A 24,478-nucleotide genomic window follows, 5' to 3' on the forward strand; every position below is an offset into this window, starting at 1 on the left:
TCCCGTTATCGTTGGCCGCGCAGCGCCCGCGTGGCGGCTTCGTCGACCGCCTTGCCGGTGATTGCGACCGCGTATTCCGATCGCGCCGTATCGACGTCGATCAACTCGTCGAGGACGTCATCGAGCACGGCTTGCGGATCGCGCTCGCGCGGATTGCCGTAGCCGCCCCCGCAGGGTCCGTAGGCGATGATGCGATCGCCCTTCGCGAGAGGCCGGTAGGGGATCTTGGACGGCAGCTCCTCGACAGAGCCGCCCGCCCTGGCCAGTTCCACCTTTGCCGGTGATCCGTCCGCACCGCCCAGGAAGCCCCAGGGCCGGAAGCGCTGACCGTCACCCTCGATCGAGACCGCGCCGTCTTCGAGCAACTCGAAGGCACGGATCGAGCCGATGCCGCCTCGCGAGGCACCAGCGCCAGCGACGTTCTCGCGCAGCGCGTAGCTGAGCACGCGCAGCGGCAGATGGGACTCGATGTCCTCGATCGGATTGTTGCGGGTGTTGGCGTAAAGGGTGTCGACCGCGTCCATGCCGTCCTTGCCGTGACGGCCGCCATAAGCGCCTTCCATGATCTCCATGTGGACCCATGTCGCGCCTTTCGATACTCCGCTGAAGGCCATGACACGCAGATTGCCGATGCCGGCACTGACTTGCTGCGGCACGGCCGGCGCGATCGCCTTCATCACCGTGTCGGCGACAGCGTTGCCAGGACAGAAGCGGGCGATGACGGGTGCCGGAAAGATCGGATTTGCCAGGCATCCCTCGGGCGCGAATATGGTGATCGGCCGGGTGAGGCCGCTGTTCTGCGGGATCGCGCCGTAGATGTCGCTGTCGAGCAGGATCGAGCGGAGCGTCAGCCAGACGGCGCAGTCGACCGTGCCGACCAGCGGCATGTTGATTGGCTTATTGGGAATCTGCGGCGCCGTCCCCGTGAGATCGACATGGATGTCGGACCCGGTCACCGTCAGTGTCACTTCGATCGGCAGTTCCTTCAGCGCCGGGTCCGGGCTGTCGAGATAGCCGTCGATGAAGGTCCTCGCATTGTAGCGACCGTCCGGGATGCGTTCGATCGCATCGCGCATCAGGTGCTCGGAGTAGTCCAGAAGGTCCTCATAGGCGCCCGTGACGGTGTCCAGCCCGTACTGGTCCAGCAGCGCTGCGTAGCGCTCCGCGCCGATGCGGGCGGCTGCCACCTGCGCCTCCATGTCACCGACGACGAGGTCGGCGATGCGGATGTTGCTGCGCAGGATCTGCCAGACAGGTTCAACCTTGCGTCCGGCCTCGTAGACCCGCACCGCCTTGAACTGCAGCCCTTCTGCATAGGTGTCGACCGCATCGACGATGCCGCAACTGCCGGGCGTCAGTGCGCCGATGTCGAGATGATGGGCCGTGGTCACGGAAAAACCCGCGAGCTCTCCCTTATGGAAGATCGGCACGGCGAAGCCGACGTCCGGCCCGTGAGACGCCCCGCCATAAGGGTCGTTGTGCATGAACACGTCGCCCGGCTTGACCGTGTCGCCGCGCTTTTCGAGCTCGCGCAGGATCCCGGAGATGTAGCCGGGGATCGGTCCCGACTGGAGCGGGGTGCTCATCGTGCACTCGCAGAGCTGCCGGCCGCTGGCATCCGTCAGCGCGGCTCCGAAATCCTCGCTCTCGCGGATGATGCTGGAATAGCTCATTCTCATGAGCTTGTGGCCCATCTCGATCGCGATGTTTTCGAGCGCCCCGTGAATGACCGCTGCGAGGAAAGGATCGACGCGCGTCTGCATGGATGTCCCCTTACGCCTTGTTGTCGCGCGTCATGCGCACGTTGCCGTGGTGGTCCGCCCAGTAGGTCCAGCCTGGCGGGACGACGGTAGTGGTATCGGTCTGGAGCAGGATCGCCGGGCCGCTGAATCTGCGGTCGACCGGCAACGAAGTCCGTTCGATATGCGGTGTGTCGTACGTCTTCAGCTCGTCGCTGACGCGGAAGACGCATCGTCCCGTCCCGACCTGCTTCGGCTCGCCGGTGACGGCATAGGCCGGCGGCTCGGCGAGCTTGTCGACCAAGCCGAGACCGCGAACCTTGACCGTGACGATCTCGATCGGGCTCGCCTCGAAGGCGTGGCCATATTCCTCGCGGTGGCGGTCGTGGAAGGCGCTCCACACGCTTTCCAGAGCGGCGTCCGTCAGCGGACCATCCGGCACGTCGATCTTCAGCTCGTAGCCCTGGCCGACGTAGCGCAGGTCCGCCTGGCGCAGCATCCTGACCTTTTCGGCCGGAACCTTGTCGCGGGCGAAGATCGTGCCCAGCTCGGCCTCCATGTCGTCGAACAGGCCCTGCAGACGACCGAGGTCGAGCGCACCCTTGACCGCGAACGCCGTGCGAAGGGCGTGATACTCCAAGTCAGCGGTGAGGAGACCCATGGCCGACGTGATCCCGGGATGCGGCGGGATCAGGACATCCTTCATGTCGAGCATGGCCGCCACTTCCGCTGCATGCAAAGGTCCAGCGCCGCCGAAGCCTGCCAAGGTGAACTCGCGCGGGTCGATGCCCTTCTGGACGGTGCGGGAGCGGATGGCGTTCGCCATGTTGCTGTTGAGAACGGTGAGTGCGCCTTCCGCCGTCTCTTCCGGCGAGCGGCCGAGCTTGGCGGCAAGTTCACCGATGACGCTCGCCGAGGCCTGCGCATCGAGGGACATGCGGCCGCCGAGGAAGTTGTCCGCCACGAGCCGGCCGAGCACCAGATTGGCGTCCGTGGTGGTCGGCAGCGTGCCTCCCCGACGATAGGCCGCCGGCCCCGGCTCGGCGCCGGCGCTCTGCGGCCCGACGCGAAACGCCTTGCCGCGGTCGATATAGGCGATCGAGCCGCCGCCGGCGCCGATCGTGTGGATATCGATCATCGGCAGCATGACCGGGAAGTCGGCGATCTTGGCGCTGCGCGCATCGGCTTCAGCGAGGCGGCCGTCGCGAATGATGCCGATGTCGGCACTGGTGCCGCCGATGTCGAGGGTTACCAGCTTGTCGGTTCCGGCATGCTCGCCGACCCAGGCGCCGCCGCGCACGCCTGCGACGAGACCGGAAAGGAGCGTCGTCGCCGGGCGCTGCGCGATCATCTCCGGGGTCGCCAGACCACCCGACGACGTCATGACCCGCAGTTCGCCGGTGACGCCCAGCTTGCGCAGCTCCTCGCTGAGATCGCTGATATAGCGGCGCACCTTCGGCCCGATGAAGGCTGACATCGCCGCGGTGGTGAAGCGTTCGAACTCGCGGAACTGCGGCGAGACCTCCGCTGACGTCGTCACGAAGACACCCGGCAGGATGTCACGCACGATCTCGGCCGCGCGTCGTTCATGGGCTGGGTTCACGAACGAGAACAGGAACCCGATCAGGATTGCTTCGACACCATCCTCACCGAGCTCGCGCGCTGCCGCCGCGACCGCCTCTTCGTCGAGCGGCACGAGTTCCTCGCCCCTGGCATCGAGACGACCCGCAACGGTCTTGCGGAAGCGGCGCCGGATCAGAGGGCGACTCTGCCAGGGCAGGTCCTGCATGATCGAATAGTGCTGCGGGCGCTGGTGGCGGCCGATATGAAGCACATCACGAAAGCCCTCGTTCGTGATCATCCCGGTGACGGCCCCGCCATGCACCAACATCGCATTCGTTCCGACGGTCGTGCCGTGGAAGATCGCGTCGATCTGTGCGGGCGTGACGCCGGCGATCTCGCAGATTCCCTTGACGCCGGTCACGACGCCTTCGGCCGAGTTGGATGGCGTGGACGGCGTCTTGTGGATAGTGACCTTTCCATTCGCGAGGTCGGCGAGAATCAAGTCTGTAAACGTTCCGCCGACATCGACGCCCAGTGCGATCATTCCCGCCTCCAGCAATATTCTGCGCGGAGATTGATCCACCTGGATCGATCTGGCAAGTTGAATCCATCTGGATTGAAATAAAATTGCGGGCTGCCGCCGGAGGCGAGCGGACCCAAGGGGCTCTAGGGAGCGTTTGGAGGGAGCGGAGGAAGGCGATGACCTCAGGGAACTTACTGGAGAAGATACTCGCGCAAGACCTGCGGGAACTGCTGGTGATCAGCTACATCGTTCTCGGCAACAACCTGGTTACCAACCGGTACATCGAGCGGCGCTTCAAGATGCCCGTGCAGGCCTGGTCCGCCCTCTATGCGGTCAAGACGTTTCCAGGCATCCGCGCGAAGGAGATCAAGCTGTTGTTTCCACGCCCGCAGAACACCATCAGCCGGGCCGTTTCGCTGCTGGAGGATCGCGGCTACCTGATTCAGGAGACCTCGGATTCCGACGCACGCGAAAAGCGCCTCTTCACCACTCTCGCAGGCGAGCAGCTGCTGACCGAACTCATCGACGTCTCGCGCAGGCGCCAGGAAGAGTGGCTGGCGCCCTTGTCGCAGGTGGAGAGAAAGACGTTCTTCGAACTGGCGAGAAAGATCGCGGAAGGCCCCAATCTGCTGACGTCGGAGATCATGAAATGATGATGGTTGTCCGGAACCGTCCCGGCGGGTTTTGAGGAGTTCAAAGGCGGCTCTCTGGTGCGGCGGTGCCTGCGATGGCCCCGACAGTTGTTGATGTACCGGAGGTCGTGCTCGACGTGCTTTTCCATGTGCTCGATGGACGCGGTTTCGTCAGGAAGCCGTTGACCTTGGTCCAGCCGGAATTCCCAGCTTCACATGCAGGCGATAGCGCGGCCGCGCTCGTCATCATTGGGCAAGCGCATGTGGCGGCGGCAAGGCGCGACAGCGAGTCGAAAATTACTCTCGCCGCTGCGAGAGTACTGGCTGAAAGAGCCGCTTGATCATCGACGAGAAACCGTGGCGACCTTGTTCACGGTCGACGACTGACTGGTCGGTAACCCAGTTCAGCTGGATCGCACGACGCCTGCCTTCGTAGGGGTGATGGCCATGCCACGAATTCTCGGAGCGCCTGAAGATCAAGACGGTCCCCCCAGCAGGCTCGATCTCGACTGCATAGTTCTCGAGATCCGAGCCGTTCCGTAGGAGGCGCAGGCGGCCGGTCGAGTTCCCCCACGAATCTCCGTTCATGTAGAGCAGGACGGTGATTATCTTAGTCTTGGAATCTGTGTGTATCTTCCCATCTCTTGCCCGGCAGAACCCACGGACAGTGTACATTGTCGGCCTGCCCGTCAGATCTATGTCGAACTTTTCCTCGACCGCCTTCCGAAAAGGTGTGTCCAGCATCTCGTCGATCAGTGCCTTGAAACCTCCCGAGATCTTCAGGCCCGACGGCGGATGCGACCCGGGCCCTGGCACTTCCGGATAATCGGCCAAGGCCTCTTTCAGTTTTTCGCGTTCGATGAAATCCTTCACGATAACATATTCGAAAGGATCGCGTTCGATCGGTGTCGCGCGCAGCGTGTCAAGTCTCAGCATGTCTCCTCCCTGGGTGCTGGTACTTGGTCTCGTTTTGACTTGGGGCGGGTTTGTCCCAGCCGCGGTTTATTGATCTTTTCGTGACAGGCTAAGTGGTTTTTCTTGTTCGGTCCATAGGCGATCATAGACTGCCCGGATGCGGCGTGCCTCGGCCTCAATCGAGAAATTGGCGTGCACGAATTCCAGCGCCGCACGACCCTGTTCCTTGGCAAGACCCGGAGCAAGAAAATAGGGTTCGATGGCCGCGACCAGGGCGTCTCGATCGCCCGCTGGCACGATCGTTCCGTTGATTCCGGGCCTGATCATCGAAGGATAGGATCCCGCGTCGGAAGCGACGACTGCCGTCTCCGAGGCCATCGCCTCCAGGGGAGTAAGGCCAAAGCCTTCCTGGCGCGAAGGCGCCACGAACAACGTGAAGCGCCGATACCACAAAGAGATGTCGTCGACATCGCCGAGGAAGACGATACGCTGCGTGAGGCCTGCGGCAGCGATCCGCGACTTCAATTCGCGCTCGAAGCTCAGGTTGTCGGGGCTGGTGCGGCCCGTAATGACCGCCGTCCAATCAGGATAGTGCGGCAGAAGCTGCAGCATCGCGTGGACGAACAGATCAGTGCCCTTTTGATGCCGGATCCGTCCGGTGCAGCCGACAGCATATTTGCCCGGCAGTCCGCTCGCTGCGAAATCGTCCTCGCTTCTGCGGGGCGGATGGAAAGCCTCAAAGTCCGTTCCGTGCGGCACGACCGTGTAGGGAACTTCGAGGAAACTGCCCGAGCGTTCGCTCGTCGTGATGACAGCGTCCATCCGCCGTAACATCCAGCGGGTGAGTGCCTTGTGCCGACGCTGCCCGGCGGAATTGAAGATAAGCCGGAGAGGCGCGCGCAAGACATGCCTCAGCAAGATTCCCAACATCATTTCGTTGTTGCGACGACAATGATAGATTCGGAATGGCCGGTTAGCCGGTCTCCCGAATAATCTCGGAACGTCGCGCCAGAGCATGCGTGGTACCCGGTCAGGCAGATCGAAGCCGAGCGCGGCGACTTTCAGCGTCTTCGCCTGCTCCTGAACCAATTGCACGACAGCTGTCGTGCCTCCCGATTGGCGCCAGTTGAAATTCGTAGCCACCACTTCGATTTCCGAAAAATCGCGCGTCAATGCGATGATCCTTCCCCCGGAATGGCATGCCACTGTCCAAATCGGCCGCTTCGCGCGATGGGTCGCGAACCGGCCGCACTGTCTTTCGAGCTTGGCACTAACGGCCAACTCGCGGTCAATAGCGTGATGCGAGATTTCTGGCGGAGAGGGGGGGATTCGAACCCCCGATACCCTTGCGAGTATGCCGCATTTCGAGTGCGGTGCATTCAACCGCTCTGCCACCTCTCCATAGGTGAGCGCCCGGTTGCGGCGCGGCGCACTCCATAACGGGTGAAGCAGGCCACGGCAATTTCAGCAAAAATCGATTCCTATCGTGGCTTCATTGTGCCGGCTCGTCAGCCGGTTGGCCCGCCGCAATAATGCCTAGGACCGCCCCCAAGGGCACGCCGTCACTTTCCCTTACCCAGTCTAGATATCCGGTGGAGCTTCTGCCCTTTACAAGCGCGGAGGCTGGAGAGGGTTTTGAGAAAGGGATGTCTCGTTCGAGCTGCAGGTAGCCTTCATGGGTCACTAGGCTGCCGTCTGCAATCAGTTGGTCGCGTAGCTTCCTCACGTTCGCAGGCAGGCTATCTGTAATCTTCGCATTAATCTTAGAGCCTGCTGCCAGAGTGTAGGCGCTGTTTTCGTAGCGGAGGAATGCTCGGTCATTTGGGCGCTTTGGCAGCGCGGAATAGAGGTCAATACGCAGACTGGTGGTCTCATCCGATTGCATATCAGTCTGCTTAGGCGAAGGAGATGCAGAGGTCCGCTCCTGGACGGAAAATAGGTCGTATCCGAGTGCCTCAAGAACGTAGATTGTGTTGCTGAGATACGTTCGCATCGTTGCGATGTCAGCACGAGGGAGGTTAGATCCAGTCGGCTTGTTGGCATTTGCCACAAGGACTTTTCCGCTGTTACCCTTGAGGATGGACCAAAGCTCACGCTCGAGCCATTTGACATGCGCTCGTGTTAGATTGTCGTCCTTGCTGGTAAAAATCAAAAAAGTATGAAATTCGATAGGAAATTTGCCTGCCAAGTAACGCTGGGAGAAATCATCACTCTCGCCGACATAAATCTCCGGCAGATCGTCGTCCGCACTCGATCGAATGAGTAGATAAACACAGGAACGGCTGAGAACTTCGGCTTCGAGTGCCTTCTTAAAGAATTCTGGCTGTCCGGTTATGGCTACACCGGTCCAGTTGTCCAACTCTACGGTCCGCAGGCTCCGCGGATCTTGGCCCGTGATAAAAATTTTCACGACGCGACCGACTGGCTCGTCAGAAGTCATCCCCACCCCGCGCTGTTTTTAGGTCCCCAGCACGACATCAGTAGCATAGCGGAACATACTAGTGTCAACGCAACCAAGGCGCATCGATATTTCACTCGGCGCTGGCCCGGGAAGCGGATCTGCTCGCGGCATCAGAAATGTAGTTGAGGGCAAATAGGAGAATTGATGCAGCGTTTGGAATGCTACTGACGCATTTCCCCGGGACTAAGCACCATTGCCGCCCCTCAAGCGCGAACGTTCTTCTTGCTCTCGACAATAACACGTAGCCGGCCATACCATTGATCGAGGTCGCGGAGGATAGGCTGGATCTGCTGCGGATCGGCGCCACCACCAGGAAAGTCCAGGAAGAGCACCTCCTGCACTGGCATCATCAGATCGTTGGTGTAGAGCTTGATCGACAGCTTCTCAATCTTGCTCTCCTGCCGCTTTGCGCCCGACAGACCACCGACGACAAGTCCAGCAGGCCCGAGAAGAAAGCCGCCTGCCGCAGCGCCTGCTAGCTGACTGCCGCGCTGTGTCTTGATTACCGAGGAACCGTCTCGGGCAACCTCAACCGCTATGAGGTGAGAAGATCCATATACTGATGCCTTGGCTTCTAGCTGCTTCAGCTTCATGGGATTCAGCAGCACAGCGATCTTTTCGCGTTCGATGTCGATCGCAATCGCATTCTTGCACATGGAAGATTTGTAGCTGACAGTTGGTGTGAAGTCGGGGATAGCGTTGAGCTGCTCGTCCATTCGGGTTTCCGCCGAGTTGCCTGCCATCACGGACAGCACGAATGCTACGAGTAGCCCGAGCATGACCAAGGCGATGATGACGGACCAGCTCATTTTTCCCTCCGCATAACAGCCGCAATCAAACGCTGCACGAAAGGGAACCCTTCCGACATAAGCGGAGGAGCGGGGTCCGGTTTTCTTAAACGTCTGATTTCCTTCGAGCGGTTCGAACGGTCAACGGAAATCCCCGACCGCACAAAAGGGTTCCTTTCCGTCAAGGCGGGGCTGGGTATCATCTTCTTGAAAAGAAACCGAAATCTCTACCAATGGTGTCTGCAGACGAGCATGAGAAAGATCGGATACGCCCGCGTCTCGACCAATGAGCAGAACCTCGACTTACAGCGGGCCGCCCTCCAGGCTGCCGGATGCGTGGAGATCCATGCGGATCAAGGGATTTCCGGTTCGGATTTCGAACGCCCTGGTCTCTCGCGAGCGCTCCACTGCCTGGAACCAGGCGACATGTTGGTGGTCTGGAGACTGGACCGGCTGGGTCGATCATTGATCGACCTGATCAAGCTCGTGACCGACCTCGGAGCACGAGCTGTCGAGTTTCATTCACTGAGCGAGGCTATCGATACGAGTTCTCCAGGCGGCCGCTTGCTCTTCCACATGCTTGCCGCCATGGCCGAGTTCGAACGCTCCTTGATCAGCGAGCGGACTCGAGCCGGGATGGCAGCTGCTCGTGCGCGGGGGAGCAGGATAGGTCGCCGACCGGCAACGACAGCAGCCCAGCGTGCGGCAGCCCTTATCGCCATCGAGCAGAATAAAATCTCGGTTGAGGACGTTGCGGCCGAGTATGGCATCCATCCTCGCACCCTCCTGCGCGTCCTGAGAGACGATCAGCGAGGGAATGCCTCTGGCTGACTCATAGAAGCGACCTGGCTGGCGTTGATGCCATGGACGAGGAAAACCCAACGCGCACCAGGGAGTCTCCCCTGAGCGAGGTCGGTATCCGGGCGTTAGGCGGACGGCCCATGCTCGTTCTGACTCACGACATAATCGAGTTCGATCTCGTGATCATCATCGTCACCTGACCGATATGCAGCTCCTGATGGGTCGATGGAGTTTTCCGACGACTTCAAGACAGTGGCGACCCAAATCCCAGCCCGGCGGAGCTGACCTTCCATTGATAAGGAGGCGTGCTTGGCCATCAATCGAGCTACGTCGCTGTAGCGGCGTTCCTTGCGAAACCACGTCCTTGCCTCATGCCCGCAAACCTTCGCCAGGTCACGATCATAATATTGGGGGAACGGCTCGCGATCGTGCTTCAAGATTTCGCAGAGTTCCAGCAGCGTAAGCAGCGAGCCGTCGAACTCTCCGGAGACGGTTGGGTCACCGGTAGCCAGATAGACCTCGAATCGGTTTCGGAACAGACGCCGGAGATTGATATTTGTATCAGGCATGATTTCTCCTTAGCCGGGGCGCCCTTTAACGACCCGCGGACTATTCTCTTGCCTTTTTCTACAGAACCCAGAAGAGATCCCGAGTAACGCCCTCCCTAAGTTTCTTTAGCCTTCTAAAGAGAGACACCAACTTAGGGGAGGCGTTACTCACTCCGGATCGCTAGCGCGGGCTTCTGCCGCAAGAAGCTTTATCTTGCTCCGGTCCCGGAACCGCTTCTGGCGCTCGTTACGCTTCTTCCTCTCATGCTCCCGCCGGGCGTCGGCTAACGGTGACGGCGTGCCGAACCGGTCCACCAGGTGCTTTGCGGCGCAATCGATCAGCGACCGGCAAGACGCATTGAACGAGCACGACTGGCAGTCGCTGCTGCTTTCATCCCTCGCGCTCGGAATCCCAATGCATGCCGGAGCCAATGCGATGCCGGTGACATGCTCCTCCGGAGGCGGAACGAGCGTGCCCACCTCCAGGTCCATGCGGATTGAAGTGGCGATTGCGGACCATTCGGTGTCAGGGACAAGCTGCAAGGCAGAACGAAGCGGAAGATGCCGCCTACCTACGCAGGCGTTCCCAATCTTGGTGGACCAGTTGCTGTTGCCCGTCTTCAAATCCTCGAGGACGTGTTCCCGGAACCGGTCCTGGACCGGGAGGCCACGGTAGTTCTCGGTCTGATATTGCGGCAGCACCGGGATCCTGCTGAGCGTCATGGGAAGGCGATCCTCAACATATTTCGCGATCTCCATGGGCCAAGCCACGTCGGAGTTCTTGCTTCCAAAGAGCTGGATCGGCCGAGGCGTGCTCCTCCAGCGGCGGCGGCTTACAAAATGGAAGCCGAAGTCAATGAGCGTATCATAGGGTAGGCTCAGCTCATCCGCCTTCTGCCTGGCCTGCCAAAGCTGAGTCAGCGAGCTGCTTGCCTGCGAAAAGATATTGTCTGCAATGCCGTTCGCCTTCTCGGCCTCTTCGATGTCCCGGTGCTCCCGAACATATGCCTTGACGCCCTTGCGATAGAAATCGGCAAAAAGCTCGGTCGCGGCGAGCGGCGACATGAAGCGATAGGCGAACCATTTACTGTGGGCCAGTTCACGCTCACGCGCCAGAACTTCCGGCATGATCGTGCGGATGGCGCGTATGTTTTCAACGAGGCGCTTGGTTTTAGAGATGTTATATAAAGGCATGACCTCACCGTTCGGACGGTGTGGACCGTCCGGCGTTCATTTTCCAGGTTGCAGGCAGCTGTCGCTATTGACGGGAGTTATAGCGATTTCGTCATTGCAATGCAGAAGATCGCCGAAAAAAGTTCGACCTATGCTCAGGGGTGCTCGCTGGCGCGATCCGGCATCTGCTCTGATGTTTTCAGCGTCTGCACGACAGAGCCAGCCTGCGTCGCTCGATGTCGGTTCCACAGTAGAGGAGGTTTGACCCTCGGACTGCGGTGGCGCCGAGAGGCATCCCCATCGAGAATGGTGATACCCTCTAGGACTTCACAGTGCTCAGCGGTGCGTGGCGTGTCGTCAGTCCGGCGCTCTGCGGCGGCTTGTTCATCTACAACGTATGGCGAACAGGAGGATACGCTGCGTCCGACCGACTGCGCGCAACGCGAAGCGGCGCTTTCCAGCATCGTCCGATATACTGATGAAGGATTCGTATTCGCTTGTTCATAGCTGCTAGCAACACCTACCCGCGGCCGTGCTCAGCTCTGGGCTATCTCTCCCAGACCTTGCCAGAGCCGTGATCGAATGCTGCGCGGAATACATATTCATCCTAGTTCCATAAGGCTTTGCGAGGTGGATGAAATAGAAGTTTCTACAAGATTGAGAATACGAGAGCGCTTATTCTGCTTTTGTCCATGGCGTGCAGACTCTCGCGAAAACTGGCGTGCGCGGCTCAGGGTGATGCAAGCGTTTGTGATGTTGGCACATCGATAAAATTTGTGCAATCGCACTGAAAACGACAACATCTTGGAAATAAACCGCAACATTGCGTTACATCTAGACAATAAAAATAGCTATTTTGTTGTCACCCCATGGGCTCTGAAGCCGTTTTTGGCACGCTAAGCGGCTCAATATGTTGATGATGTTGTCAAACTTATAAGCGAATGACAACATGGACATACACGCATTGCATGCAAAGCTACCCGAGACGATCAACCAAGTCTTCGGCTTTGAGGTGGCTGTAGCGCCGAAGCATGCGTAACTCCTTATGTCCACTTATGCTCGACACTTCCATCACATTCAAGCCGAGTTCGAACAAGCGGCTTACAGCCTCGTGGCGCAAGTCGTGGAAACGAAGATCGATAATTCACCCGCTGAAGTAGACGACGCCAGGCTTGCTCCAAGGCACCAGCGGTAAGAGGAAAGATCGTAGATACGTCTACTGATGCCTTCTCCTTCCAGTCCATGAGCGCCTGGTAGGCGCGCTGAGACAGCGGCACCTCTCGACCTTCGCCATTTTTGGTCATGTGCAGCTTGGCGACACGCCGATTGTGCGAGATATCGCTCCACCGCAGCCCAAGCAATTCGCTTCGGCGCATCCCGGTCTCGATGGCGATGATGAGTAGGGTTTTGAGACACGGTGTCTTGCCACCGTCACAGCCATCCAGCAGGCGCTGCTCCTCGTCGCCAGTTAGTCGTCGGCTGCGCTCGTTTCGTATCACCGGACGACGCACGAGCTTTAAGACGTTGCGGCTCAGCGGCAGACCCCAATCACGGATCGCGACCTCGATGACGTGGCTGAGGATAGCAAGCTCTCGGACTGTCGTAGATGAAGCTACGCTCTGGAGCCGCTCGTCCCGGAACGAGGCGATATCCTGCTGGCTCAACCCGATCATCGTCCTATATGCAAGTTCGTGGCGGCGCAGCACGTCGATCCGCTGGATCTCCTGGACTGCCCCGCGCTTGGTTGGAGAAATCTCGCGCTGGTAACGCTCAAGCAGGTCACCGAGCGTGGTGAACTCCAAGATCTTCGTGTCCGGTGCTGCACCGAACCTGTCGACCTGCGCTTCAAGTTCGCGCGCCCACTTGTCAGCTTCTCCTTTTGTGTCGAAGCTCTTGCATCGGGGTTTCATACCGCGCCGGCGAACCTGTGCTTGCCAGCGCCCTCTGAGCTTTCGGATCGTCGCCACCGTGGTCTCCAGCGCGTGTTGTTAATCACGCGTAGGATGCCCTCGGAGGGTTGCCAAGGAATATCCCGGTGCTTCGGTCTCTGTGCTCGGGTGGTGTGATTTCCACGATCAGGCTACAAGGCAAATTCGATACGCAGGAGATGGACCGCATTGCTCATGTTTAGCATTAAACCGAAATGGGCGCGTATGATCGCAACTGGGGAGAAGTCTTACGAGCTACGACGTAGGCCTCCACCAGCTAGCGCTATAGGTAAAGTCGCGCTGATCTACAGCACTGCTCCGGATTCTAAAGTGATGTGCACATGTCATGTGTCAGAGATAGTTGTTCGACCAAAAGACGCACTTTGGGATGACATCGGAAGCAGAACTGGCTGCCTCGAGTCCGAGTATATGGCTTACTTCGCCGGCTTAGATTATGCGAGCGCCATACGGCTCAGCTTGATCGAGAAAGTCTTTCCGCCGATATCGCGACGCGAACTGGAAATGACATACGATTTCAAGCCTCCGCAGTCCTGGCGATGGGCGGATTCTCTGAAGGCTTTGATTGGCACATCATGATTTTTGTAGGCGGCGCATCAGGAACGGGCAAAACAACAGCAATCGAGCGGTTCGTTAATCGACATCCCGGCTTTTTGCATTTGCGAGCGAGCTCCATTCTTCGAAACTGCGGACGGCCAATCCAGAATCTATCTCTGCTAGAACTCAAGGAGAACCAGCGCCTCCTTCGAAAAGGGCTGCTGAGAATGCATCTATCACCAACGACCATACTGGACGGGCATATGACGGTGCCCGCCGAGAATACACTCTTTCAAGTGCCTGCATCGTTTTTCGAGGGGCTCGCCCTGAGCGCATTTGTGCTTCTGTGGACGGAGCCTTCGCAACTACTGCAGCGTAGGGGGCAACCGATCAGTCCACAGGCCTTGGCGGCGATCGAAGAGTTGCAGCACTCGGAGCGTCAGCAGATGCACCGCGTGGCGGCACATTATGGATGTCCAGTGGAAATCCTTAGTTCGAAAGAGGACTACCTGCTCGAGAGAATCCTACTGCAGCATGGGACCCGCTAGCGGCGTAGGCAAACTGCCATTGTAAACAAACTCGCACACACCTGGACGATAATAATCGATAGCGTGTTGCCGCAGTTCAAAGCCATTTCTTGCCAACAGCCCATGAAAATCGGCAATCGCCTCCTCTGGCACCGTCAGTGTGGGTTTCTTGCACTCTAGCCAAGTGATCGACTCATCGATAAGTCGTTGTCCGAGACCATGCTTCCGTTGGTTTGGGTGAACCCACAGCGTGCAAATCTTACGCTCGTCCGCCTCTTTCTTCAGGATCGCCAGTCCGCGCACAGAGTTGACATCCCGGTCAATGAGTATCCGACGAGTGCCATCGGCAAGGCCAGGAATGACCTTTAAGGCAAACCAATCCTCGATGTCGGGATAAAATCTCGCAAACGAGGAAATTAAGCTCAAAGCCGTCGAATCGACATGGGTCCGAGCGATCTCCGCGCTATCTACGCAATTCAACTGCATGAGATCTCCCCACTACGACGAATCATTAATATATACCCTGAACTGCCCTTAATGTAGGGGCAGTCAATCTCTCTGACGCCGCAGAGGCCATTTTTTTGCAGCGACTGCAAGGCCGCATGCGAGGAGGACTAACCAGAGCGCGGCGGTAGCTACCTCCCAGCCGCGGGGCGTCTGGAAAGGAAGCAGATACCACGAGGGTGTTACATCACTCTTAAGCAGACGGGCCGCAGAGGCATGAAGGCCGCTACCAATGGCGCCGAGCGCAACCACCAAGAGGATATAAAGCAGCACGTTGCCTTTCGACCGTCGGAATTTTGCAAGCGTGACGAAATCCCCGACATCAGCGCCCCCGTTTGCCTTTCTCCAGTGGTAGATAAGCATGTTTCTGGCTGAACCTGGAGGAAAATCCGCGCCAAGATAGCCATCCCATTCCGGTTCCATGCGTCTTATCTTTCGGAAGTTCGCATGAGAGGCAACAAGATCAAAACTAATGTCGCGCACCAGAAAGTAATGTATTGCAATTATGTCCGGAACGATCCAATCGTTTGCTTTAGCTGAATCCAAAACGACCTCTGGAATACTTCGAGATTCGTTCACGCGTATTTCTGTTATTTCTGATGTTGTGGTGGAACTTAGTATCCATCCATCCTCACTGCTGACATCCGAGCTAAATACGCGGGCTGCTTCTTTCTTTAAAATGAAACGAAATCGGATGTAATGCTCACCCGGAGATTCGAACCTCAAGCAGAAATCGCGATCAAGTCGGACGACGAAGCCATCCGGCGCACTTGCTGGAAAATTAGACACGCAATTTATATCTTTGCTCACATTAATTGTATGAACACTCAAAACGTGATCGTTATTCTGCCGTAGATAAAATGTATCGTCGCTTCCGTCTGCAGATTGCACATCTAAGACTTCGTTGAATACGGCGCTAGCAATCTCTTTTTCTCGCAAAAGGTGGCCGAGGTCTTCCAAGCGACACTGGCCGGCTGGAAACGGAACATACAAATTGAGAGCCCCGATATCGCGAGGCTCCAAAATCCTTATTCCCACATCTAGATAATTGATTTCGCGCTCGTTGCGCCCTCGACCGATTCGCCGCCACAGGTTCACGTGGAGCTCAAGGCTCGGCCGCTTATCTTTAACAGGATGGTTCTTATTTCTTTGATACCAAAGACCGAGCGCCGGCAGGCTCATTGAATCACCAATACAAGGAGTTGTCGGCACCCTATTTCAACCTTTGCGCGACGCGCAAGATTGCTGGCGAGTGGCGAGTGCCTTAAGTGTGGCAGATTGCAAAGCACATCGCGTAGTTGTGGGTCACGACTGCACCCAGGCATCCGGGGCTTCTCGAATATCGCACTGATTTATCAAGGAAACCCATGGCGGAGAGGGGGGGATTCGAACCCCCGATACCCTTGCGAGTATGCCGCATTTCGAGTGCGGTGCATTCAACCGCTCTGCCACCTCTCCAACAGGTGAGCGCCCGGTTGCGGCGCGGCGCACTCCATAACGGCTCGCCGCCTTGCCTGCAAGGTGATTTCGAAGGCCGGGCACAGACAATATGGGAAGACGAGACGGCCGGCGCAAATGTGCGTCGCCCAGCGGCCAGACAGCCTTGTCGCGATCAGCGATGTCGCCGCGATTATCGACGCCCTCCGGCTATTCGCGATGCTCGGCCAGCACCCGCGCTTCGTCCGCGGCCTCCACGAATGCTTCCCGGGCCCGCGCGGGTGAGACATGTCCATGTATCGCGCCCTGGCAGGCGCGCAGCGCTGCGAGATGCTTCGCGCTCCCTTGTCCGTGCCAGTTGCCGGTCAGCATCGCGATCGCCTGACGGGCGCTCGACACGTAGCGAATGTCGCCGGTAAATCCTGCCGAGACCGGCACGGGACTGGAAAACCAACCCTCTTTCATGGTCGGACCTCCTGAATTCGTCACGGATGAGTATCACGGGAGGTGAGCCGGGCTCCCTCCCGATGCATCTGAAGCCGACATTCGTGCGCTTCGGATACTAACGTGCGGCGACGATATTCGCTGCACCGCAGGTCAACCACGGTCATCGTATATGGCGCGGCGCTGGTGACCCCCTCCCCCTTGTGGGGAGGGGGTCACCAGCGCCGCGCCTTCGCTCAAAAGGGGAGAGGTGGTTCCGAAGCGAACCGGAGCGGGGTCGACCTCGTAGGCGATTGCGCTGGCCGGCGAAGAAACTGCACCCACAGCGAAGACGAGCTTTACGATCCGCAAGCCAAAAGCCGAAATTCCGTGCTAGGCATTCTCCCGTACGGCGTTCGGTCCGCGCCATGACGGGGTGTGGCCTGGCAGCATTGGCGGCCAGAGCATTAGGGGGTTGCAGAAATGGCCAGGATTCCTGGAATAGGGCTCGGCGTCGCCGCCGTCCTGTTGTTGCTCATCGCATTCTTCAGCTCGTGGTTCACCATAGACGAAGGCGAGCGCGGCGTGCTGCTCACCAATGGCGCCGTGTCCGGCGTGGTGGATCCGGGCCTTCACTTCAAGCTTCCGATCTTCCAGACGGTCGCCAAGATTTCGCTCCGCCAGCAGGTCGTCTACTGGACCTGCACGAGCTCGTGCGGCTCCGACGAGCGGCCGGTCATGCAGGCCTATTCCAAGGACCAGCAGCCGGCCGACCTCAGGGTGACGGTGAACTTCCATGTGCCCGCCTCGGAGGTGGTCGACGTCTATACCAATTACGGCAGCGTCGAGGCCCTTGCCGATCGCGTCATTGCCCGAAAGGCTCCGCAGGAGATCAAGGTCGTCTTCGGCCAGGTCGATGCGGTGTCGGTGATCCAGAACCGGGCCGACTTCAACGCGAAGGCCGCGGCTGCGCTGGGCAAGGCGGCCGATGGACCGGTCATCATCGACAGCGTGCAGATCGAGAATATCGACTTTTCGGATGCATATGAGGCGGCGGTCGAAGCCCGGATGATGGCCCAGGTCGAGGTCCAGAAAAGGCAGCAGCAGCTCGCGCAGGAAAAGATCAATGCGGAGATCGCGGTAACGCAGGCGCAGGGCCGCGCCGACAGCGTCAAGGCAGAAGCCGATGCTTCGGCCTACCAGACCCGCGTGAACGGCGAGGCCGAGGCGGCCGCGATCGAAGCGCGCGGCAGGGCGATCGCCAACAACCCGCTGCTCATCGAGTTGACGCGGGCGGAGCGCTGGGACGGAAAGCTTCCCGTGACGATGCTGCCTGGCAGCACCGTTCCCTTCCTCGAAGTGGGGCCGAAACAGTAACTCGCGCCTGAAGGAGGCGGATGACGCCGCAATCGCGAAAGCTCCAAAATCATGGGCATTGTGAACCCAGGCCCGCAATACTATTGTCTCGGTGACGCTTGCGCGCCTTGACTTGCAAGGGCGCTTCGGCTACTTCGCGCCCACGTCCGGCGTGGAGTCTTCTCCGCGCCGGCTATATTTTGAACCCAACAGACTGAAAAAAAGACGGCCGACCGGCGCCTCGGCGCGCGATCAGGCCGGACCGAACAGCGAAAGGCAAATAATGTTCGCAGTCATCAAAACCGGCGGCAAGCAGTATCGCGTCGTCGCCAACGACCTCCTGAAGGTCGACAGGCTCGCCGGCAACCCCGGCGACATCGTGGAGTTTTCGCAGGTTCTCGCCGTCGGCGAGGGTGCCGACGCGACCATCGGCGCGCCTCTGGTCGCCGGTGCGCTGGTGACGGCCGAGGTGGTCGAGCAGGGCCGTGGCCGCACGATCATCGCCTTCAAGAAGCGGCGCCGGCAGAATTCGCGGCGTTCGCGGGGTATCCGCCCATATGAGACGACGGTGCGCATTGCCGAGATCCTGACCAATGGCGCCAAGCCGTCGAAGAAGGCAGCGGCACCGAAGGCCGAAGCAAAGCCTGCGGTGACGGAGGCGGAAGCCAAGCCGGCCAAGCCGGCGAAGGCAGCCGCTTCGGAAGGCCACGCGGACGACGTCACGCTGATTGGCGGCGTCGGCCCGGCGCTGAAGAAGAAGCTCGAGGCCGCCGGCTACGGCACGCTGACCGCGATTGCGGCGCTCAGCGCCGAGGATGCCGCCAAGCTGGACACCGAGCTCAAGCTCGGCGGCCGCATCGAGCGGGACGAGTGGGTCGAGCAGGCCAAGGAGCTGCTCGCCGGCAAGCCGCCGCGCGCCAAGGTCGACAAGGAAGCTGCCGCCAAGGCGGAAAAAGAGTAAGTTAGAGGCGAAGAAGGAGAAAACCGATGGCACATAAGAAAGCTGGCGGTTCCTCGCGCAACGGGCGCGATTCCGATGGCCGACGCCTCGGCGTGAAGAAGTTCGGCGGCGAGCAGGTGCTTGCCGGCAACATCATCGTGCGTCAGCGCGGCACCAAGTGGCACCCCGGCTCGAACGTGGGCATTGGCAAGGATCATACCCTGTTTGCGCTTATCGAAGGCGCAGTAGCGTTTCAAACCAAAGCCAATGGCCGCACCTACGTGTCGGTCAATCCAATGGCCGAAGCAGCGGAGTAGCCGGGTCCGCACCACAAGCACCGGCGCCCCATCTCGGGAACCGGTGTCTGGCAAAGCCAGGAAAAGGATCAGGGGAGATGGGTCGCCATCTCCCCTTTTTCTTTGCCTGGAGGACAAAGCAATGCACGTTCTGGTTACGAGACGGCTGACAATGCGGCCGCCGGCCCCGCTCGATGCGGAAGACATCGCCCTCTGGCTGTCGAACTGGAACGTGGCGCGCATGCTGGCGCGCGTGCCTTTCCCCTATCATCGCAAAGACGCCGAGGAGTGGATCGAGAGCTTGGCGGATCAGCCGCAAGACCATCTCGTCTATACGATCCACCGCGAACGCCTGATCGGCGTTGTCTCGATCGAAGCCGGCACTGCCGAGCCGGTGTTCGGCTACTGGCTCGCCGAGCCATGGCACGGCAAGGGCTTCATGACGGAGGCCGCCGCGGCGCTTCTGGCGCATGCGTTCGAGACACATGGCCTCGAGGCCGTCGCATCGGCGGTCTTCGTCGACAACCCGGCTTCGCTGCGGGTCCAGGAGAAGCTGGGTTTCTCGCTGACCGGGACCGCAGAGACATGGTCGCGCCCGCGCGGCACGACGGTCAGCAAGCTCACCACGCGGCTCACCGCCGCCGCGTGGCGAAGGCCGGCGGCGATGCCGGCCCAGTCAGCGGCCTAGCGCATCGGACCGAAAAGTGCGCAGCGGTTTTCGGACAAATCCGATGCGTGAGCAAAGACAGTCTTGGGATTCAGAGACTTCGGATGCGAGAATGTGGAGGACAGGCCTATGATCGAGGAAGCCGAAAGTGAAGATGACAGTCTGAGGATAGACTGCCCCGTGCTCGTGACCGAGCGGCTGGTGCTGCGCCCGCCGCACGATGACGACATTGCCGAGCTTGCCGTGCTCGCCAACAATCACCGCGTCGCCTCGATGCTGGCGCGCATGCCGTATCCCTACGGCGAAACGGAAGCGCGCGCCTTCGTGCGCTCGACGCAGGGCAGGCAGCGCTCAGGCTGCAACTATGCGATCACCATTGCTGAAAGCGGAGCCTTTATCGGCTGCGCCGGCCTCGACGAAAGAGACTACGGCGTGGAACTCGGCTACTGGATCGGCGAGCCCTATTGGCGGCACGGCTACGCGACCGAGGCAGCCCATGCCCTGGTCGACCTCGCCTTCCGCGCAACTCCGATCGAGGTGCTCCACGTCTCGTGCCGGGTGATCAACGCGTCCTCGCGGCGGGTGATCCATAAATGCGGCTTCCAGTATGCAGGCCAGGGCATGATGGACTCGCTCGTCGCCGGCAAGGTGCCGGTCGAGCGGTATCGGCTGGACCGCAGGACCTGGGTGAGCCTGAGGAGCTGGGGGCACAGCTGAGGGGCAATAAGGCAGTAGGGCAATAGGGCGATATGTTACCTGCGCTATGTTACCTGCGCTCCACTGCCCTGCTGCACTCCCCCTATTGCCTTACTGCCCTATTGCCCTATTGCCCTACTGCCTTACAAGAACCGCTGGAAATAGCAGCCAAATGAAATTCCTCGATCAAGCCAAAGTCTACATCCGCTCCGGCGACGGCGGCGCCGGCGCAGTCTCGTTCCGGCGCGAGAAATTCATCGAGTTCGGCGGGCCCGACGGCGGCGACGGCGGCCGTGGCGGCGATGTCTGGGTGGAGGCGGTCGACGGGCTCAACACGCTGATCGACTATCGCTACCAGCAGCATTTCAAGGCCAAGACCGGCGTGCACGGCATGGGCCGCAACCGCACCGGCGCCAAGGGCGCGGACGTGACGCTGAAGGTGCCGGCCGGCACGCAGGTCTATGAAGAAGACAATGAGACGCTGATCTGCGATCTGACTGAGGTCGGCCAGCGCTTCCGGCTGGCCGCCGGCGGCAATGGCGGCTTCGGCAACCAGCATTTCAAGACCTCCACGAACCAGGCGCCGCGCCGTGCCAATCCCGGTCTGCCCGGCGAGGAGCTCACGATCTGGCTGAGGCTGAAGCTCATTGCCGATTCCGGCATCGTCGGGCTTCCCAATGCCGGCAAATCGACTTTCCTCGCGGCAGTCAGCGCGGCCAAGCCGAAGATCGCCGACTATCCCTTCACGACGCTGCATCCGGGCCTCGGCGTCGCCCGCATCGACGGGCGGGAATTCGTGATCGCCGATATCCCGGGCCTGATCGAGGGCGCCCATGAGGGCGCCGGCATCGGCGACCGGTTCCTCGGCCATGTCGAGCGCACGCGCGTGCTGCTCCACCTCGTCTCCGCCCAGGAGGAGAATCCGGGAAAGGCCTACAAGACGATACGCGGCGAGCTCGACGCCTACGGCCACGGGCTTAAGGAAAAGGCGGAGATCGTCGCGTTGAGCCAGGTCGATACGCTCGACGCGGACCAACGCAAGAAGAAGACCGCAGCGCTGAAGCGAGCCGCCGGCCGCGCGCCCCTCCTCTTGTCGGCCGTCTCCGGCGAGGGCGTCGAGGCGGTGCTGAGGGCGCTGATGGCGGAGATTGAGAGGGCGAGGGAGGAAACCGTTCTGGAGAAGGCAAGAGACTAGCTATGTCGGCGCTCTACGTTGCCCCCCTCTGTCCTGCCGGACATCTCCCCCGCATGGGGGGAGATTGGCCGGCCGCTTTGGTTTCGCCAATTGGAAACGTTGCAGAACAAGCGCCGTCAAAAATGAAGGCCAATCTCCCCCCTTGCGGGGGAGATGTCCGGCAGGACAGAGGGGGGCGCGACAGAGAGCCGGCCTTCGCCATTAGCCACGAAGGCGACCTTCAATGACCCCCTCCCCCCTCCGCTCCTACCGCCGCATCGTCGTCAAGATCGGCTCGGCGCTGCTGGTCGACCGCGCGACCGGGCTGAAGCGCGACTGGCTCGCCGCGCTGGTCGAGGATATTGCCGCGCTCGAGCAAGAAGGCGCCGAGGTGCTGGTGGTTTCCTCAGGCGCGATCGCGCTCGGCCGCACCGTCCTTGGCCTCGGCAAGCGTGTGCTGAAGCTCGAGGAAAGCCAGGCCGCGGCCGCGGTCGGGCAGATCGCGCTGGCGGGCGCCTGGTCGGAGGAGCTCGGCCGGCACGGCCTGAAGTCCGGCCAGATCCTGGTGACGCTCGGCGACACGGAGGAGCGCCGCCGCTACCTCAATGCCCGCGCCACCATCTCGACACTGCTCAAGATGAAAGCCGTGCCGGTGATCAACGAGAACGACACGGTCGCGACGTCGGAAATCCGCTACGGCGACAATGACCGGCTGGCGGCGCGCGTCGCCACCATGATGGGCGCCGATATGCTCGTGCTCCTCTCCGACATCGACGGGCTCTATTCGGCGCCGCCGGCGCTCGATCCCGAGGCGAGGTTCATACCTGTCGTCGATCGCATCACGGCGGAGATCGACGCGATGGCGGGGGCCGCGGCCTCGGAGCTCTCGCGCGGCGGCATGCGCACCAAGCTCGATGCCGGCAAGATCGCGACCGCCGCAGGCACGGCGATGATCATCACTGCCGGCAACCGGCTTCATCCGCTTTCGGCGATCGATCGCGGCGAGCGCTCGACCTTCTTCAGGCCCAGTCCGAACCCGGTGCGCGGTTACAAGAGCTGGATCGCCGGGCAGCTCGAGCCGGCAGGGCGGCTTGCTGTCGACCAAGGCGCCGTCGGAGCGCTGCTTTCCGGCAAGTCGCTGCTCGCTGCGGGGGTGAAGCGCGTCAGCGGTAATTTCTCGCGCGGCGACACGGTCGCGATCGTCGGTCCCGACGGTCGCGAGATCGCGCGTGGCCTTGTTGCCTATGACGCCGGGGATGCCGTAAAGATCGCCGGCTTGAAGAGCGCCGAGATCGCACCGGTGCTTGGATATGCGGCGCGCTCGGCGATGGTCCACCGCGACGACCTCGTCATGGGCCGCGCAGTCATGGCCGAGCTGGAAGCCGGTGCGGGAGGATAGGACATGCTGACGAAGGTGAAGACGCCCGCCGAGGACGTCGCCGCGCTGATGGCCAATATCGGCGAGCGCGCGCGCGCCGCGGCGCGGCCGCTTGCGATCGCCGACGCCGAGCGCAAGCATGCCGCCCTGGTCGCCATGGCCGCGGCGATCGAGCGCCGCGAGGCCCATATCCTCGAGGCCAACGCCATCGATATCAGCAATGGCGAGAGTGCCGGCTTGACACCCGCCTTCATGGACCGGCTGAGACTTGACCCAGGCCGCATCCGCGACATAGCAAATGGCGTCCGCGCGATTGCCGAGCTCGCCGACCCCATTGGCGAGGTGATCGCCGAATGGGACAGGCCGAACGGGCTTCATATCGAGCGCGTGCGCACGCCGCTCGGCGTGATCGGGGTCATCTATGAGAGCCGGCCGAACGTGACGGCCGATGCCGGCGCGCTCTGCCTCAAGGCTGGCAATCCGGTGATCCTGCGCGGCGGCTCGGACTCGCTGAATTCCTCGTCCGCGATCCATGCCTGCCTGGTGGAGGGCCTGAAGGCGGCGAAGCTGCCGAGCGACGCCATCCAGCTCGTGCCGACAACCGACCGTGCCGCGGTCGGCGAGATGCTGAAGGGGCTCGACGGCAACCTCGACGTGATCGTGCCGCGCGGCGGCCGCAGCCTCGTCGAACGAGTACAGAAAGAGGCACGCGTGCCGGTCTTCGCCCATCTCGAAGGCATCTGCCACATCTATGTCGATCGATCCGCCAGGCTCGAGATGGCCGTCGAGATCGTCGTCAACGCCAAGATGCGGCGCACCGGCATCTGCGGCGCGGCCGAGACGCTGCTGGTCGATCGCGCCGTCGCGGGAACGCATCTCGTGCCGATCCTCGACGCGCTGGCGAAAGCCGACTGCGAAATCCGCGGCACGGAGGAGGTGCGCAGCGCATTCGCGGTGGCCAAGCTCGCAAGCGACGCCGACTGGACGACAGAATATCTCGACGCGATCATCTCCGTGAAGCTGGTCGACGGCATCGGCGAGGCGATCGAACACATCGAGACCTTCTCTTCGCACCACACCGAGGCGATCATCGCCGAGGACGCGGGCGCCGTGGCGCGCTTCTTTAACGAGATCGACTCGGCGATCCTGCTCCACAACGCCTCGACGCAGTTCGCCGACGGAGGCGAGTTCGGCATGGGCGCCGAGATCGGCATCGCCACCGGCCGGATGCACGCGCGCGGTCCGGTCGGCGTCGAGCAGCTCACCTCCTTCAAATACCGCGTCCGCGGCTCGGGGCAGGTGAGGCCGTGAGCGGCTGGCTCAGCTGCCTTCTGATTCAAGCTTGAACAGAGGTTCGGTGCCCTACGTTACCCCCCTCTGTCCTGCCGGACATCTCCCCCTCAAGGGGGGAGATTGGCTGTCATTTTGGGTTTCGCCAATCGCTGACGTTGCAG

Annotated in this window: 23 protein-coding genes, 2 tRNA genes and 1 pseudogene; 12 read left to right on the forward strand and 14 right to left on the reverse strand. The window is 60.8% G+C overall.

From position 1 onward, the window contains the following. Nucleotides 1-5 precede the first annotated feature (5 nt). Together SAZ10_RS07660 and SAZ10_RS07665 are read right to left on the reverse strand one after the other, a co-directional pair. Entirely contained in the window at nt 6-1,763 is a 1,758-nt protein-coding gene (locus SAZ10_RS07660) for a hydantoinase B/oxoprolinase family protein (RefSeq protein ID WP_318608621.1), read from the reverse strand. Between the two features lie 10 nt (nt 1,764-1,773). Further along, entirely contained in the window at nt 1,774-3,846 is a 2,073-nt protein-coding gene (locus tag SAZ10_RS07665; protein ID WP_318608622.1) for a hydantoinase/oxoprolinase family protein, read from the reverse strand. Nucleotides 3,847-4,001: 155 nt separating this feature from the next. Between SAZ10_RS07665 and SAZ10_RS07670 the strand changes: the two genes are divergently transcribed. Further along, nucleotides 4,002-4,478, forward strand: coding sequence for a MarR family winged helix-turn-helix transcriptional regulator (locus SAZ10_RS07670; protein ID WP_318608623.1), 477 nt, complete (start codon nt 4,002-4,004; stop codon nt 4,476-4,478). Between the two features lie 276 nt (nt 4,479-4,754). Here the strand turns inward: SAZ10_RS07670 and SAZ10_RS07675 are convergent, their stop codons facing one another. From SAZ10_RS07675 to SAZ10_RS07695, 5 genes are all read right to left on the reverse strand, one after another. Continuing rightward, complete coding sequence (locus tag SAZ10_RS07675) at nt 4,755-5,393, reverse strand: 2OG-Fe(II) oxygenase (protein ID WP_318608624.1); 639 nt, start codon at nt 5,391-5,393, stop codon at nt 4,755-4,757. A 66-nt stretch (nt 5,394-5,459) separates the two neighbouring features. Continuing rightward, nucleotides 5,460-6,194, reverse strand: coding sequence for a glycosyltransferase family 4 protein (locus tag SAZ10_RS07680; protein ID WP_318608625.1), 735 nt, complete (start codon nt 6,192-6,194; stop codon nt 5,460-5,462). 489 nt (nt 6,195-6,683) lie between these two features. After that, a tRNA-Ser gene (locus SAZ10_RS07685) sits at nt 6,684-6,773 on the reverse strand. Nucleotides 6,774-6,864: 91 nt separating this feature from the next. Further along, nucleotides 6,865-7,812, reverse strand: a complete 948-nt coding sequence (locus SAZ10_RS07690) for a DUF4357 domain-containing protein (protein WP_318608626.1) — start codon at nt 7,810-7,812, stop codon at nt 6,865-6,867. A gap of 224 nt (nt 7,813-8,036) precedes the next feature. Then, nucleotides 8,037-8,549, reverse strand: a complete 513-nt coding sequence (locus SAZ10_RS07695; protein WP_318608627.1) for a hypothetical protein — start codon at nt 8,547-8,549, stop codon at nt 8,037-8,039. Between the two features lie 324 nt (nt 8,550-8,873). Here SAZ10_RS07695 and SAZ10_RS07700 point away from each other — a divergent pair, with 324 nt between their 5' ends. Next, entirely contained in the window at nt 8,874-9,452 is a 579-nt protein-coding gene (locus tag SAZ10_RS07700) for a recombinase family protein (RefSeq protein ID WP_318608628.1), read from the forward strand. Between the two features lie 95 nt (nt 9,453-9,547). On the opposite strand, the gene SAZ10_RS07705 is transcribed toward SAZ10_RS07700, so the two are convergent. The 3 genes and pseudogenes from SAZ10_RS07705 to SAZ10_RS07715 form a co-directional block, all read right to left on the reverse strand. Continuing rightward, entirely contained in the window at nt 9,548-9,991 is a 444-nt protein-coding gene (locus tag SAZ10_RS07705; protein ID WP_318608629.1) for a hypothetical protein, read from the reverse strand. 147 nt (nt 9,992-10,138) lie between these two features. Next, nucleotides 10,139-11,164 (reverse strand): hypothetical protein, encoded by a 1,026-nt coding sequence (locus SAZ10_RS07710; RefSeq protein WP_318608630.1) that lies wholly within the window; start codon nt 11,162-11,164, stop codon nt 10,139-10,141. Nucleotides 11,165-12,119: 955 nt separating this feature from the next. Beyond that, nucleotides 12,120-13,110 (reverse strand): annotated as a pseudogene (locus SAZ10_RS07715) (site-specific integrase). A gap of 156 nt (nt 13,111-13,266) precedes the next feature. Between SAZ10_RS07715 and SAZ10_RS33570 the strand changes: the two are divergent. Continuing rightward, entirely contained in the window at nt 13,267-13,668 is a 402-nt protein-coding gene (locus tag SAZ10_RS33570; protein WP_412535188.1) for an ASCH domain-containing protein, read from the forward strand. Continuing rightward, the gene (locus tag SAZ10_RS07720; RefSeq protein ID WP_318608631.1) at nt 13,629-14,174 is read left to right on the forward strand and encodes an ATP-binding protein; all 546 of its coding nucleotides are present in this window, start codon (nt 13,629-13,631) and stop codon (nt 14,172-14,174) included. Before SAZ10_RS33570 ends, SAZ10_RS07720 begins: the two co-directional genes overlap by 40 nt. Here SAZ10_RS07720 and SAZ10_RS07725 read toward each other — a convergent pair. The 4 genes from SAZ10_RS07725 to SAZ10_RS07740 form a co-directional block, all read right to left on the reverse strand. Further along, the gene (locus SAZ10_RS07725; protein WP_318608632.1) at nt 14,151-14,639 is read right to left on the reverse strand and encodes a GNAT family N-acetyltransferase; all 489 of its coding nucleotides are present in this window, start codon (nt 14,637-14,639) and stop codon (nt 14,151-14,153) included. The genes SAZ10_RS07720 and SAZ10_RS07725 overlap by 24 nt on opposite strands. A 63-nt stretch (nt 14,640-14,702) precedes the next feature. Then, on the reverse strand, nt 14,703-15,839 hold the full coding sequence (locus tag SAZ10_RS07730; RefSeq protein WP_318608633.1) for a hypothetical protein: 1,137 nt from the start codon (nt 15,837-15,839) through the stop codon (nt 14,703-14,705). Nucleotides 15,840-16,025: 186 nt separating this feature from the next. Continuing rightward, nucleotides 16,026-16,115: transfer RNA gene (locus tag SAZ10_RS07735), tRNA-Ser, on the reverse strand. Nucleotides 16,116-16,304: 189 nt separating this feature from the next. Beyond that, entirely contained in the window at nt 16,305-16,559 is a 255-nt protein-coding gene (locus SAZ10_RS07740) for a DUF982 domain-containing protein (RefSeq protein WP_318608634.1), read from the reverse strand. 441 nt (nt 16,560-17,000) lie between these two features. On the opposite strand from SAZ10_RS07740, the gene SAZ10_RS07745 reads away from it, so the two are divergent. The 8 genes from SAZ10_RS07745 (at nt 17,001) to SAZ10_RS07780 (ending at nt 24,335) form a co-directional block, all read left to right on the forward strand. After that, nucleotides 17,001-17,894: a prohibitin family protein gene (locus tag SAZ10_RS07745; RefSeq protein WP_318608635.1), complete on the forward strand. Its 894-nt coding sequence runs from the start codon at nt 17,001-17,003 to the stop codon at nt 17,892-17,894. Between the two features lie 262 nt (nt 17,895-18,156). Further along, on the forward strand, nt 18,157-18,834 hold the full coding sequence (gene rplU, locus SAZ10_RS07750; RefSeq protein WP_318608636.1) for a 50S ribosomal protein L21: 678 nt from the start codon (nt 18,157-18,159) through the stop codon (nt 18,832-18,834). Nucleotides 18,835-18,860: 26 nt separating this feature from the next. Further along, nucleotides 18,861-19,130: a 50S ribosomal protein L27 gene (rpmA, locus tag SAZ10_RS07755; protein ID WP_318608637.1), complete on the forward strand. Its 270-nt coding sequence runs from the start codon at nt 18,861-18,863 to the stop codon at nt 19,128-19,130. A 121-nt stretch (nt 19,131-19,251) separates the two neighbouring features. Further along, nucleotides 19,252-19,797: a GNAT family N-acetyltransferase gene (locus SAZ10_RS07760; RefSeq protein ID WP_318608638.1), complete on the forward strand. Its 546-nt coding sequence runs from the start codon at nt 19,252-19,254 to the stop codon at nt 19,795-19,797. A 108-nt stretch (nt 19,798-19,905) separates the two neighbouring features. After that, nucleotides 19,906-20,493: a GNAT family N-acetyltransferase gene (locus tag SAZ10_RS07765; protein ID WP_318608639.1), complete on the forward strand. Its 588-nt coding sequence runs from the start codon at nt 19,906-19,908 to the stop codon at nt 20,491-20,493. A 151-nt stretch (nt 20,494-20,644) separates the two neighbouring features. Next, nucleotides 20,645-21,667, forward strand: a complete 1,023-nt coding sequence (obgE, locus tag SAZ10_RS07770; protein WP_318608640.1) for a GTPase ObgE — start codon at nt 20,645-20,647, stop codon at nt 21,665-21,667. Nucleotides 21,668-21,890: 223 nt separating this feature from the next. Further along, nucleotides 21,891-23,045 carry a glutamate 5-kinase gene (gene proB, locus SAZ10_RS07775; RefSeq protein WP_318608641.1) on the forward strand — a complete coding sequence of 385 codons (1,155 nt, stop codon included), beginning with the start codon at nt 21,891-21,893 and terminating at the stop codon, nt 23,043-23,045. A gap of 3 nt (nt 23,046-23,048) precedes the next feature. Then, nucleotides 23,049-24,335, forward strand: coding sequence for a glutamate-5-semialdehyde dehydrogenase (locus SAZ10_RS07780; protein ID WP_318608642.1), 1,287 nt, complete (start codon nt 23,049-23,051; stop codon nt 24,333-24,335). The last annotated feature ends 143 nt before the right edge of the window (nt 24,336-24,478 follow it).

The sequence above is a fragment of the Mesorhizobium sp. BAC0120 genome (assembly GCF_033542235.1).
GTDB lineage: Bacteria > Pseudomonadota > Alphaproteobacteria > Rhizobiales > Rhizobiaceae > JAWRCU01.

Coding starts and splice junctions, on each gene's coding strand:
- SAZ10_RS07710 (WP_318608630.1), bottom strand. CDS start 11,164: ATGCCTTTATATAACATCTCTAAAACCAAGCGCCTCGTTGAAAACATA.
- SAZ10_RS07680 (WP_318608625.1), bottom strand. CDS start 6,194: ATGGACGCTGTCATCACGACGAGCGAACGCTCGGGCAGTTTCCTCGAA.
- SAZ10_RS07705 (WP_318608629.1), bottom strand. CDS start 9,991: ATGCCTGATACAAATATCAATCTCCGGCGTCTGTTCCGAAACCGATTC.
- SAZ10_RS33570 (WP_412535188.1), top strand. CDS start 13,267: ATGTTTAGCATTAAACCGAAATGGGCGCGTATGATCGCAACTGGGGAG.
- SAZ10_RS07720 (WP_318608631.1), top strand. CDS start 13,629: ATGGGCGGATTCTCTGAAGGCTTTGATTGGCACATCATGATTTTTGTA.
- SAZ10_RS07725 (WP_318608632.1), bottom strand. CDS start 14,639: ATGCAGTTGAATTGCGTAGATAGCGCGGAGATCGCTCGGACCCATGTC.
- SAZ10_RS07660 (WP_318608621.1), bottom strand. CDS start 1,763: ATGCAGACGCGCGTCGATCCTTTCCTCGCAGCGGTCATTCACGGGGCG.
- rplU (WP_318608636.1), top strand. CDS start 18,157: ATGTTCGCAGTCATCAAAACCGGCGGCAAGCAGTATCGCGTCGTCGCC.
- SAZ10_RS07765 (WP_318608639.1), top strand. CDS start 19,906: ATGATCGAGGAAGCCGAAAGTGAAGATGACAGTCTGAGGATAGACTGC.
- SAZ10_RS07690 (WP_318608626.1), bottom strand. CDS start 7,812: ATGACTTCTGACGAGCCAGTCGGTCGCGTCGTGAAAATTTTTATCACG.
- proB (WP_318608641.1), top strand. CDS start 21,891: ATGACCCCCTCCCCCCTCCGCTCCTACCGCCGCATCGTCGTCAAGATC.
- SAZ10_RS07730 (WP_318608633.1), bottom strand. CDS start 15,839: ATGAGCCTGCCGGCGCTCGGTCTTTGGTATCAAAGAAATAAGAACCAT.
- SAZ10_RS07665 (WP_318608622.1), bottom strand. CDS start 3,846: ATGATCGCACTGGGCGTCGATGTCGGCGGAACGTTTACAGACTTGATT.
- SAZ10_RS07700 (WP_318608628.1), top strand. CDS start 8,874: ATGAGAAAGATCGGATACGCCCGCGTCTCGACCAATGAGCAGAACCTC.
- SAZ10_RS07745 (WP_318608635.1), top strand. CDS start 17,001: ATGGCCAGGATTCCTGGAATAGGGCTCGGCGTCGCCGCCGTCCTGTTG.
- rpmA (WP_318608637.1), top strand. CDS start 18,861: ATGGCACATAAGAAAGCTGGCGGTTCCTCGCGCAACGGGCGCGATTCC.
- SAZ10_RS07780 (WP_318608642.1), top strand. CDS start 23,049: ATGCTGACGAAGGTGAAGACGCCCGCCGAGGACGTCGCCGCGCTGATG.
- SAZ10_RS07740 (WP_318608634.1), bottom strand. CDS start 16,559: ATGAAAGAGGGTTGGTTTTCCAGTCCCGTGCCGGTCTCGGCAGGATTT.
- SAZ10_RS07695 (WP_318608627.1), bottom strand. CDS start 8,549: ATGGACGAGCAGCTCAACGCTATCCCCGACTTCACACCAACTGTCAGC.
- SAZ10_RS07675 (WP_318608624.1), bottom strand. CDS start 5,393: ATGCTGAGACTTGACACGCTGCGCGCGACACCGATCGAACGCGATCCT.
- SAZ10_RS07760 (WP_318608638.1), top strand. CDS start 19,252: ATGCACGTTCTGGTTACGAGACGGCTGACAATGCGGCCGCCGGCCCCG.
- SAZ10_RS07670 (WP_318608623.1), top strand. CDS start 4,002: ATGACCTCAGGGAACTTACTGGAGAAGATACTCGCGCAAGACCTGCGG.
- obgE (WP_318608640.1), top strand. CDS start 20,645: ATGAAATTCCTCGATCAAGCCAAAGTCTACATCCGCTCCGGCGACGGC.